General features: G+C 70.7%; 10 protein-coding genes and 1 pseudogene. 3 read left to right on the top strand and 8 right to left on the bottom strand.

Features of this window, described 5'->3' with window-relative positions; genetic code table 11:
• From V7050_RS13495 to ccmA, 5 genes and pseudogenes are all read right to left on the bottom strand, one after another.
• Positions 1-231 (bottom strand): annotated as a pseudogene (locus tag V7050_RS13495) (DsbE family thiol:disulfide interchange protein); the annotation flags it as partial.
• Entirely contained in the window at positions 218-388 is a 171-nt protein-coding gene (ccmD, locus tag V7050_RS13490) for a heme exporter protein CcmD (RefSeq protein WP_324369893.1), read from the bottom strand. The gene ccmD and the pseudogene V7050_RS13495, both read right to left, overlap by 14 nt.
• Positions 385-1,113 (bottom strand): heme ABC transporter permease, encoded by a 729-nt coding sequence (locus V7050_RS13485; RefSeq protein WP_324369891.1) that lies wholly within the window; start codon positions 1,111-1,113, stop codon positions 385-387. Before V7050_RS13485 ends, ccmD begins: the two co-directional genes overlap by 4 nt.
• A gap of 43 nt (positions 1,114-1,156) precedes the next feature.
• Positions 1,157-1,822: a heme exporter protein CcmB gene (gene ccmB, locus V7050_RS13480; protein ID WP_324369889.1), complete on the bottom strand. Its 666-nt coding sequence runs from the start codon at positions 1,820-1,822 to the stop codon at positions 1,157-1,159.
• Positions 1,819-2,478 (bottom strand): heme ABC exporter ATP-binding protein CcmA, encoded by a 660-nt coding sequence (gene ccmA / locus V7050_RS13475; RefSeq protein ID WP_324369887.1) that lies wholly within the window; start codon positions 2,476-2,478, stop codon positions 1,819-1,821. The genes ccmB and ccmA overlap by 4 nt, the downstream gene beginning before the upstream one ends.
• Positions 2,479-2,642: 164 nt before the next feature.
• Between ccmA and acnA the strand changes: the two genes are divergently transcribed.
• Both acnA and V7050_RS13465 read left to right on the top strand, forming a co-directional pair.
• A complete protein-coding gene (gene acnA, locus V7050_RS13470; RefSeq protein WP_324374965.1) occupies positions 2,643-5,399 on the top strand; it encodes an aconitate hydratase AcnA in 2,757 nt (918 codons plus the stop codon).
• A gap of 128 nt (positions 5,400-5,527) precedes the next feature.
• Complete coding sequence (locus V7050_RS13465) at positions 5,528-6,226, top strand: DUF1223 domain-containing protein (protein ID WP_324374967.1); 699 nt, start codon at positions 5,528-5,530, stop codon at positions 6,224-6,226.
• Positions 6,227-6,568: 342 nt separating this feature from the next.
• Here V7050_RS13465 and V7050_RS13460 read toward each other — a convergent pair whose 3' ends face one another.
• On the bottom strand, positions 6,569-7,453 hold the full coding sequence (locus V7050_RS13460; RefSeq protein ID WP_324374969.1) for a lysophospholipid acyltransferase family protein: 885 nt from the start codon (positions 7,451-7,453) through the stop codon (positions 6,569-6,571).
• Positions 7,454-7,520: 67 nt separating this feature from the next.
• Positions 7,521-8,015, bottom strand: a complete 495-nt coding sequence (gene infC / locus V7050_RS13455) for a translation initiation factor IF-3 (RefSeq protein ID WP_324374971.1) — start codon at positions 8,013-8,015, stop codon at positions 7,521-7,523.
• 271 nt (positions 8,016-8,286) lie between these two features.
• On the opposite strand from infC, the gene V7050_RS13450 reads away from it, so the two are divergent.
• Entirely contained in the window at positions 8,287-8,739 is a 453-nt protein-coding gene (locus tag V7050_RS13450; protein WP_324368492.1) for a hypothetical protein, read from the top strand.
• 288 nt (positions 8,740-9,027) lie between these two features.
• Here the strand turns inward: V7050_RS13450 and V7050_RS13445 are convergent.
• Positions 9,028-10,138: pyridoxal phosphate-dependent aminotransferase (locus V7050_RS13445; RefSeq protein WP_324410668.1), on the bottom strand; the 1,111-nt coding region annotated here is incomplete at its 5' end.

Below are 10,138 nucleotides of genomic sequence, written 5' to 3'. Positions count from 1 at the left end.
CGCCCAGAAGTGGACGAGCTTCACGCCGGGCGCGCGCAGGTCGGCGTCCGTGGGCGCGGGATCGTCGCGCAGGGCGGTGGTGGCCGCGAGCGAGGGCGCCGGGCGGCCGATCAGCGCGGAGGGCAGTTCGTCGGGATTCTCGCGGGTGAGCGCGAACCAGGCGAGGCCCGCGAAGACGGCGAAGAGCAGCGGCGGCAGCAACATCAGGAGGTTGAAGCTAGGCCTTGCCATGGGACCTCCGCTTGGCCTGCGCCTCGATGCGGGCGAGCGCGCGCTTCACCCGCGCCGCGCGGCGCAGCGAGACGAGGATCAGGAGCGCCAGCAGCAGGAGCGTGACGCCATAGGCGCCGAGCACGGTTCCGGCGTAGCGGTCGAGATCGGGCATCATGCGCGCGCCTCGACCTCCTGGAGGGCCCGGAGCCGCCGGGCGCGGATCTCGGTGCGGGTCCTGAGCAGCACGAGGCTCAGGAAGAGCAGCACGAAGCCGGCGATGGAGACGAGGAGCGGCCAGTAGAAGGCGTTGTCGACGTTCTCGGTGCGGTCGAGCGAGAGCGACGGACCCTGATGCAGCCCCTGGCTCCAGAAGAAGACGGCGTAGCGCGACAGGAGCGCGAAGACCGATCCCACGAGGCAGAGCACGGAGGTGAGATCGGCGGCCTTGTCGGGCTCGTCGACCGCCTCCCAGAGGGCTATGTAGCCGAGGTAGAAGACGAAGAGGATGAAGAAGGAGGTCAGCCGCGGATCCCAGGCCCACCAGGTGCCCCACATCGGCTGGCCCCAGATCGCGCCGGTCAGGAGCGCGATCACCGTCATGGTGGCCCCGACCGGGGCGGCGGCGCGCGCGGCGAGTGCCGAGACGTGGTGCCGGCGCACCAGCCAGATGAGCGAGGTCACCAGCATCATCAGCCAGGCGTTGATCGCCATCAGCGCGGCGGGCACGTGGATGAAGAGGATCTTGACCGTCGCGCCCTGCTGGTAATCGTCGGGCGCGATGAAGAAGCCCCAGCCGAGGCCGATGGCGAGGCAGGCCGCGGTGAGCGCCCAGAGCACCGGCAGCACCCTGCCGGAGACGCGCATGAACTCGGCCGGGTTGGCGTATCTCCAGAGCGACATGGGCGGTATCTAGTCCCGGCGGCGGCGGCGATTCAAGGGAGGGTCAGCGCAGGTTCAGCCGGATCGCGGCGGCGCCGACGAAGGGGGCGAGTGCCACGATGGCGAGCGTCAGGCCGGCGAGGAGCAGCATGGCGGGGCCGGGGTCGCGGCCCTCGGCGGCGGCGGTGGCGGCGCTGGCGCCGAAGATCAGGCTGGGGATGTAGAGCGGCAGCACCAGCAGCGAGAGCAGGAGCCCGCCGCGGCGGATGCCGATGGTGAGCGCCGCGCCGATGGCGCCGAGGAAGCTCAGGCCCGGCGTGCCGATCGCGAGGCTCGCGACCAGCCAGGGAAAGGCCGGGGCGGGCAGGTTGAGGGTGATGCCGAGCAGCGGCGCGGCGGCGACCAATGGCAGGCCGGTGGAGAGCCAGTGGGCGGCGGCCTTCAGCGCCACCAGCGTCTCGAGCGGCAGCGGCGAGAGGGCGAGGATGTCGAGGGTGCCGTCCTCCTGGTCGGCCTGGAACAGCCGGTCGAGCGAGAGCAGGCAGGCGAGCAGCGCGGCGATCCAGAGCGTGCCCACGGCCACCGTGGCGAGCTTCTCCGGCTCCGGCCCGACGCCGAAGGGCATCAGCAGCACGGTGATCAGGAAGAAGGCGAGGCCGAGCCCCGCGCCGCCGCCGGAGCGCAGGGCGAGGCGCAGCTCGCGGCCGAGGACGGCGGCGCCGGCGCTCATGCCCAGTCGCCCGCGAGGAAGGGCCCGGTGTGGCGGGCGGCGGCGCGGGCGGCGAGCGGCGCGAGGCGCAGCACCCGCTGCTCGGGCAGGCCGAGATCGGCATGGGTGGCGATCACCGCCATCCCGCCGCCGGAGAGATGCTCGCGCAGCACCGCCAGGAGCCGGGCGACGGCATCGGCGTCGAGCGAGACCGTCGGCTCGTCGAGCAGCCAGAGCCGCCGGGGCGCGACCAGCAGCCGGGCGAGGCCCAGCCGGCGCTTCTGGCCCGCCGAGCAGACATGGGCGGGGCGCTCGGCGATGGCGGCGAGGTCCAAGGCGTCGAGCGCCGCGGCGGTGCCGCCGCTCCCGTGGAGCGCGGCCCAGAAGGCGAGGTTCTCGGCGACGCTGAGCTGGGGCTTGATCGCGTCGAGATGGCCGGCATAGGCGAGGCGCTCGCCGTAGAGGTCGCGGTCCCGGTCGAGCCGGATCCCGTCGAGCGCGATGGTGCCGGAGGTCGCCGGCAGCAGCCCAGCCAGCACGCGCAGAAGCGTGGACTTGCCGGCGCCGTTCGGGCCGCGCAGCGTCAGGCAGCCGCCGTCGGGAACCTCCAGGGCGATGCCTTCGAGGACCGGACGCCCGGCGCGGTTGCAGCTGAGGCCCTCGACCAGAAGTCCCATGCGCCCGCATAGCCCAAGCCCCGGCGCGGGGGAAGGGCGGCCGGGGCGGGGGCAAAAATTGTATGCGACGGTATTCTTTTTGCCCCGCCGCACCTTGCGAGCGCGGCGGAATTGCGGCATAGCAGGAGCACTTCACCGTCATGATTGCGCAACCGGAGGGGACGATGACTGTTTTCGTGGGAACCGATTCAGCCAAGACACGCCGCGAGTTGACGGTGGGCGGCGCGCGCTACGCCTATTATTCCATCGAGGCGGCGGGGGCGGCCGGCCTGGGCGATTTCAGCCGCTTGCCGGCGGCGCTCAAGGTCGTGCTCGAGAACATGCTGCGCTTCGAGGACGGCAAGACCGTGACCCAGGACGACATCCGGGCCTTCGCCGAATGGGCCGAGAAGGGCGGGCGCAACCCGCGCGAGATCGCCTATCGGCCGGCGCGGGTGCTGATGCAGGATTTCACTGGGGTGCCGGCGGTGGTCGATCTCGCGGCGATGCGCGACGCGATGGTGGCGCTGGGGGGCGACCCGCAGAAGATCAACCCGCTCAATCCGGTCGATCTCGTCATCGACCATTCGGTGATGGTGGACGAATTCGGCAATCCGCGTGCCTTCCGGATGAACGTCGACCGCGAATACGAACGCAACGGCGAGCGCTACGAATTCCTGAAATGGGGGCAGGGCGCCTTCGCCAATTTCCGCGTGGTGCCGCCGGGCACCGGCATCTGCCACCAGGTGAACCTGGAATATCTCGGCCAGACGGTCTGGACCGACAAGGATCCCTCCGGGGCGGAGGTCGCCTATCCCGACACGCTGGTGGGCACCGACAGCCATACCACAATGGTCAACGGCCTCGCCATCCTCGGCTGGGGCGTGGGCGGCATCGAGGCGGAGGCGGCGATGCTCGGCCAGCCGATCTCGATGCTGATCCCCGAGGTGGTGGGCTTCAGGCTGACCGGGGCGCTCCGGGAGGGGGTGACCGCCACCGACCTGGTGCTCACCGTTACCCAGATGCTGCGCAAGAAGGGCGTGGTGAACAAGTTCGTGGAATTCTACGGGGCGGGCCTCGACCATCTGCCGTTGGCGGACCGCGCGACCATCGCCAACATGGCCCCCGAATACGGCGCCACCTGCGGCTTCTTCCCCATCGACGACGAGACGCTGCGCTATCTGCGGGTCTCGGGGCGCGAGGACGAGCGCATCGCGCTCGTCGAGGCCTATGCCAAGGCCAACGGATTCTGGCGCGGGGCGGATTACGATCCTGTCTATACCGACACGCTCGAGCTCGACATGGGCGCGGTGGAGCCCTCGCTCGCCGGGCCGAAGCGGCCGCAGGACCGGGTGGCGCTGGCGGATGCGGCGCCGGCCTTCCTCAAGGTCGTGGCGGATTACCGCGGCGTCGACATGTCGAACGGCTCGAAGGCCATGGCCTCGGAGGGTGGCGCGGTGGTCGAGCTCGACCTGGTCGATCCCCGCAGGCGCCATCCCGTCGCGGGGGCGGATTACGACATCGGCGACGGCTCGGTGGTGATCGCGGCGATCACCTCCTGCACCAATACCTCGAACCCCTATGTGATGGTCGGCGCCGGGCTGGTGGCGCGCAAGGCGCGGGAACTGGGGATCACGCGCAAGCCCTGGGTCAAGACCTCGCTGGCGCCGGGCAGCCAGGTGGTCACCGATTATCTCGAGGCCGCGGGCCTGCAGGAGGATCTCGACGCCATCGGCTTCAACCTCGTGGGCTATGGCTGCACCACCTGCATCGGCAATTCGGGGCCGCTGCCGGAGGAGATCTCCAAGGCGATCCACGAGGGCGACCTGGTGGCGGCCTCGGTGCTCTCGGGCAACCGCAACTTCGAGGGGCGGGTGAACCCCGACACGCGGGCGAACTACCTCGCCTCGCCGCCGCTGGTGGTGGCCTATGCGCTGGCGGGCGACATGAACATCGACATCGCGACCGAGCCGCTGGCGCAGACGCCCGACGGAAGGGACGTCTATCTCAAGGACATCTGGCCGAGCGCCCGGGAGGTCGCCGAGATCGTCGAGCGCACGGTGACGCGGGAATCCTTCCGGTCGAAATACGCCGATGTCTTCAAGGGCGACGAGAAATGGCAGGCGGTCTCGGTCGAGGAGAGCGAGACCTATTCCTGGCCCACCGGCTCGACCTATGTGCAGAACCCGCCCTATTTCCGCGGCATGGGGCGCGAGCCCGGCGTGATCAGCGACATCGCGGGCGCGCGCATCCTGGCGCTGCTCGGCGATTCGGTCACCACCGACCACATCTCGCCCGCGGGCTCCTTCAAGCCGGTGCATCCGGCGGGCGCCTATCTGCAGGAGCGGCAGGTGCCGGTCAGCGAGTTCAATTCCTACGGCTCGCGCCGCGGCAATCACGAGGTGATGATGCGCGGCACCTTCGCCAATATCCGCATCCGCAACGAGATGCTGGAAGGCGTCGAGGGCGGCTATACCCTCGGGCCGGACGGCATGCAGGCCTCGATCTACGACGCGGCCATGGCCTGGCAGGCGAAGGGCGTGCCGCTGGTGGTGATCGCGGGCAAGGAATACGGCACCGGCTCCTCGCGCGACTGGGCGGCCAAGGGCACGGCGCTGCTCGGCGTCAAGGCCGTGATCGCCGAGAGCTTCGAGCGTATCCACCGTTCCAACCTGGTGGGCATGGGGGTGATTCCCTTCGAGTTCACCGGCGGCGACAATCGCAAGTCGCTGGGGCTGAAGGGCGACGAGACCATATCGATCAGCGGCCTGGCGGGCGATCTGAAGCCCCTGTCCGAAGTGCCCTGCCGCATCGTCGGGGCCGACGGCACGGCGCGCGAGATCGCGCTGCGCTGCCGGATCGATACGGCGGTGGAGATCGAATACGTCGAGAACGGCGGGGTGCTGCATTACGTGCTGCGCAACCTGGCGAAGGTGGCCTGAATCGCGCGGTGCGGCCGCCGGGCCGCACCGCCCAGGGTCGTTCACGGAGCGGCGCGCTCGCGAAGGCTTGACTGGCGTCGCGGCGCGGGCCCGTCTACCTCTGACGGGCCAGATCCCGGATGTGCCAGATGCGCCTTGTCCCGCTCGCCGTCGTCCTCCTGTCGCTGCTGCTGCCGCAGTTGGGCCGCGCCCAGACCTCGCCGGTGGTGATCGAGCTCTTCACCAGCCAGGGCTGCTCGTCCTGTCCGCCCGCGGATGCGCTCTTCCGCGATCTCGCCGAGGAGCCGGGGGTGATCGCGCTCGCGCTCCATGTGGATTACTGGGATTACCTCGGCTGGCAGGATTCCTTCGGCAGCCCCGCCTTCACCGCGCGGCAGAAGGCCTATGCCAAGGCGGCGCACAGCCGGCGGTTCTACACGCCGCAGATGGTGGTTCAGGGCAACGATAGGCTGGTGGGCCATGATGCGGTGCGCATCGTGCGCAGCATCGCCGCCCATCAGGCCCTGCCGGCGGCGGTCGATCTCGACGTGGATCTGGAGGACGACCTGCTGAACATCCGGCTCACGCCGAACGGGGTGCCGGTGGGGGCGGCGGATGTGCATGTGGTGCGCTACATGCCCTCGAGCGAGGTGGCGATCGAGGCCGGGGAGAACGCCGGGCGGACGATCGACTACACCAATATCGTCACGGAATGGGACACGATCGCGCGCTGGGACGGGCACGAGCCGGTGGATCTGGCCTATCGGCTGACCGGGGACGAACCGGTCGCCGTGATCGTGCAGGGCAGCCGCGGCGGCCAGGTCTATTCGGCGGCGAGCCTGCCCTGACGGGGGGCGCCGGACCGGCCTCCGTTCCCCGTGGCGGAGCCCAGGGGCCGGGGAGAAGGCCGCGCCCCGCGCGGCCCGCGCCGCATACCCCGGACCGATAAGGCGAGGCGCCGGTGGCGCGTCGCCCGGTCCGGTCGCCCGAAGGCGCGCGCCGCAGGGCGAGGGAGGTGCAGCTTAACGGTCGGTTGAGGATCGGGGCGCTTCGGCCCTGGACGGTGCGCGAAGCGCGCCGGCCCCCGGCAGGGCCAGCGCGGCCCGATCGCCACCGGTCGATCGGGCTGGGGACACCCCGGCGCCAGGAGGGATGAGGGTTGACGGAGCGGGGGGCGACCGCCGGCAGCTTCAGCGCGGCGGGGCGAAGCTCTTCACCCAGCGACGGTGCAGCCAGTAATACTGGCCGGGATGGGCGCGGACCCGGGCGGCGAGGCTGTCGTTGACCGCCTGCATCATCTCCGGGACGGTCGAATGCGGGATGGGCGGCTCGACGACGACCCGGACATGCAGGCCGTCGGGCTGGCGGATGCCGTAGATCGGCACCAGCGGCAGCTTCGAGCGGAAGGCGAGCTCGGCCGGCACGAGCGCGGTCGGCGCGGGATGGCCGATGAAGTCGAGGGTCGCGCCGCGGCGCTCGAACTGGTCGGTCAGGATCGCCACGATCCCGCCCCGGGCCACATGGGCGACGATGCCGCGCACGCCGCGCCGGCTCTTGGGAAAGATCGGCGTGCCGCCGAACTCGAGGTTCTCGAGATAGATCGCGTTGAGCTCGGGCTCGTCCAGCGGACGATAGACGCCGGCGCAGGCGATGCCGCTCGATTTCATCCAGGCGCGGCCGGCCTCCCATTGCCCGAAATGGCCGGTCACCAGCACGGCGCCGCTGCCCTCGCGCGCGGCGCGCAGGATCGCCTCGGTGCCGGGGCCGGGCTCCGGGGCGATCCAGTATCCCCGGCCGTGGAAGCTCGGATTGCTCAGGATCTCGGTGAAGGTGCGGCCGAAATTATCCGCCATCGCCCGGCGGATGCGCCGGCGTTCCCCGGCGGGCATCTCGGGGAAGATCAGGCGGAGGTTGTTCTCCACCCGGGAGCGCAGCCGCGGGACGAGCGCGACCGCGCCGCGCAGCAGCGCCGAGCCGAGCGCCAGCCGCAGCCGGTAGGGCAGGTGCCGCGCCAGGGCGATGAGCGCCCGGGCCGGGAGCGTCACGGCGCGGGAGCGGAGGGATCGGTCTTTCATGCCGCGCCAATGGGATGCGGAGCGGCAGGCGGACGGACCCGGTCGGGGGGCGTCCGCGCGCCGGGATTCAGTGCTTGACCGGATTGATCATCATGACCATCTGCCGGCCTTCCAGCCGCGGGATGGCCTCGATCTTGCCGAGATCGGTCACGTCCTCGGCGACCCGTTCGAGCAGCTTGCGGCCGAGCTCCGCATGGGCCATCTCGCGGCCGCGGAACCGCAGCGTCACCTTGACCTTGTCGCCGCCCTCGAGGAACTTCATCACCGAGCGCATCTTGACGTCGTAATCGTGGGTGTCGGTGTTCGGGCGGAACTTGATTTCCTTGATCTCGATGATCTTCTGCTTCTTGCGCGCCTCGGATTCCTTCTTCTGCTGTTCGTACTTGAACTTGCCGAAATCCATGATCTTGGCGACGGGCGGCGTGGCGTTCGGCGAGATCTCGACCAGGTCGAGGCCCGCCTCCTCGGCGAGGATCATCGCCTTGTCCGGCGAGATGAGGCCGATGTTCTCGCCTCCTGCGCCGATCAGTCGAATTTCGGGGGCGCGAATGCGATCGTTCACGCGGGGTCCGGTGTCGCGCGTCGGCGGCGCGCTGTGCGGTCTGCGGGCTATGGCCGTTTCTTCCTTCTGATCGTTGGTCCAAAAAACGACCGGAGCGAAGCCCCGGTCTCGGCCGATCATAGTCCAGACTGCGGCTCAAGGGAAGACGGCCGCGCGTCGGCGGCTTTTGCCCCTCGGGGCCGCGAGACGGGTTGCCCGGCCCCCGGGATTGCCCCATGTGTGGGGAGGCGCGGGGCCGACCGTGCGGCATTCGGAAACATGGGAGAAGTACATGCAGCGCATTCTGATCATTCTTGCCGTCTTGGTGGTCGCCCTGGGGGTCTACATGTTCATGGGCTCGGGCACGCCGGAGGTGACGGAAGCCCCCGCTCCCGCTGCGACCGAGGCGGATGCCACTGACGCGGCGACCGACGCCGCCGGGGAGGCCACCGAGGCCGTGCAGGACGCGGCGGATGCCGCCGGCGAGGCGGCCGGTGATGCCGCGGATGCCGCATCGGATGCCGTGGATTCCGCGACCGAGGCGGCCGGCGATGCGGCGGATGCCGTGGGCGAGGCTGCCGGCGACGCCGCCGAAGCCACCGAGGGGGCCGTGGAATCCGCCGGCGAGGCGGCCGGCGATGCGGCCGCCGATGTGGAGAGCGAGGTGCAGGATCTCGTGGACGAGGCCACGGGCGAGGAGCCGGAAGGCACCACCACGGCGCCGGCGACCGGCTCGTCGAACTGACAGGAACCCGGGACTGCGGCCACCCCGAACCGGCGCCAGCGCGGCATTGCCGCGCGCCGGTTCGTCGGTGGGAGGGGAGCGCCTGTCGCCTCCGCCGGGGGCAGGCCGCCGTGCGCGGATCTGTCGTACCAACCACCCTTCCGTCTGACTGACGCTGCGGACCGAGGCCGAGCCTCGGGATAGGGATACGGCCACGACCCGATCGACACCGGTCGATCGGGCCGGGGACCCTGGCGCGTCAGGGATGAGAGGCGACGACGAGGGCCGCTGGTATGAGAAGGTCCGGGGTCAGGTCAGGGTGCGGCAGAAGGCCTCGATCCGGTGGCAGGCTTCGGTGAGGGTCGCGTCGGAAGCCGCGTAGCTGACACGGAAATTGGGCGAGACGCCGAAGGCGGCGCCGAAGACGGTCGCCACCCCCGTGGCCTCGAGCAGGGCGGCGGCGAAATCGGCGTCCCTCGCGATGATCCGGCCGTCGGCCGTACGCTTGCCGATCAGGCCGCGGATCGAGGGATAGACGTAGAAGGCGCCCTCCGGCACCGGGCAGTCGATGCCGGGAATGGCGTCGAGCAGCCCGACCACGAGATCGCGGCGCCGCAGGAAGGCGGCGCGGGCCTCGGCGATGTATCCCTGATCGCCGGTCAGGGCCTCCAATGCCGCCCATTGGCTGATCGAGCAGGCGTTGGTGGTGGATTGCGACTGGATCGTCGTCATGGCGTCGATGAGGCGGCGCGGCCCGCCGGCATAGCCGATGCGCCAGCCGGTCATGGCATAGGCCTTGGAGACGCCGTTGACCGTCAGGGTCCGCTCGCGCAGGCCGGGCTCGACCTCCGCTGGGGTGCAGAAGCGGAACGGCGGATAGGCGATGTGCTCGTAGATGTCGTCCGAGAGCACCCAGACCTGCGGGTGCGCCATGAGGACCTCGGTGAGCGCGCGCAGCGCGTCGCGGCCGTAGCCGGCGCCGGTCGGATTGGAGGGCGAGTTGAAGATCAGCCACTTGGTGCGCGGCGTTATCGCGGCCGCGAGGGCGTGGGGCGTGATCCTGAAGCCCGATTCGAGACCGGCGGGCAGGATCACCGGCGTGCCGCCCGCGAGGCGCACCATGTCGGGGTAGCTGACCCAATAGGGGGCGGGCACGATGACCTCGTCGCCGGGGTCGAGCGTCGCCATCAGCGCGTTGAAGAGCACCTGCTTGCCGCCGGTGGAGACCATCACCTCGGCCGGCGCATAGTCGAGGCCGTTCTCGCGCGCGAACTTCGCGGCGATGGCGGCGCGCAGCTCGGGGGTGCCGGCGGGCGCGGTGTGGCGGGGCCCGCCCCCCTCGACGGCGCCGCTCGCCGCGGCGCGGCCGGTCGGCGGCGTGGGGGAGTCGGGCTCCCCCGCGCTGAGGCCGGTGATGTCG

Origin of the sequence: Amaricoccus sp. (genome assembly GCF_036846665.1) — a bacterium.
Taxonomy (GTDB): domain Bacteria; phylum Pseudomonadota; class Alphaproteobacteria; order Rhodobacterales; family Rhodobacteraceae; genus Amaricoccus.
Note: the sequence above shows the minus strand (reverse complement) of the source record. Positions and strands in the feature narration are given on the sequence as shown.

Bases quoted from the DNA above. Each gene is read 5' to 3' on its own strand.
- ccmD (WP_324369893.1), bottom strand. From the start codon at position 388: ATGATGCCCGATCTCGACCGCTACGCCGGAACCGTGCTCGGCGCCTAT.
- V7050_RS13485 (WP_324369891.1), bottom strand. From the start codon at position 1,113: ATGTCGCTCTGGAGATACGCCAACCCGGCCGAGTTCATGCGCGTCTCC.
- ccmB (WP_324369889.1), bottom strand. From the start codon at position 1,822: ATGAGCGCCGGCGCCGCCGTCCTCGGCCGCGAGCTGCGCCTCGCCCTG.
- ccmA (WP_324369887.1), bottom strand. From the start codon at position 2,478: ATGGGACTTCTGGTCGAGGGCCTCAGCTGCAACCGCGCCGGGCGTCCG.
- acnA (WP_324374965.1), top strand. From the start codon at position 2,643: ATGACTGTTTTCGTGGGAACCGATTCAGCCAAGACACGCCGCGAGTTG.
- V7050_RS13465 (WP_324374967.1), top strand. From the start codon at position 5,528: ATGCGCCTTGTCCCGCTCGCCGTCGTCCTCCTGTCGCTGCTGCTGCCG.
- V7050_RS13460 (WP_324374969.1), bottom strand. From the start codon at position 7,453: ATGAAAGACCGATCCCTCCGCTCCCGCGCCGTGACGCTCCCGGCCCGG.
- V7050_RS13450 (WP_324368492.1), top strand. From the start codon at position 8,287: ATGCAGCGCATTCTGATCATTCTTGCCGTCTTGGTGGTCGCCCTGGGG.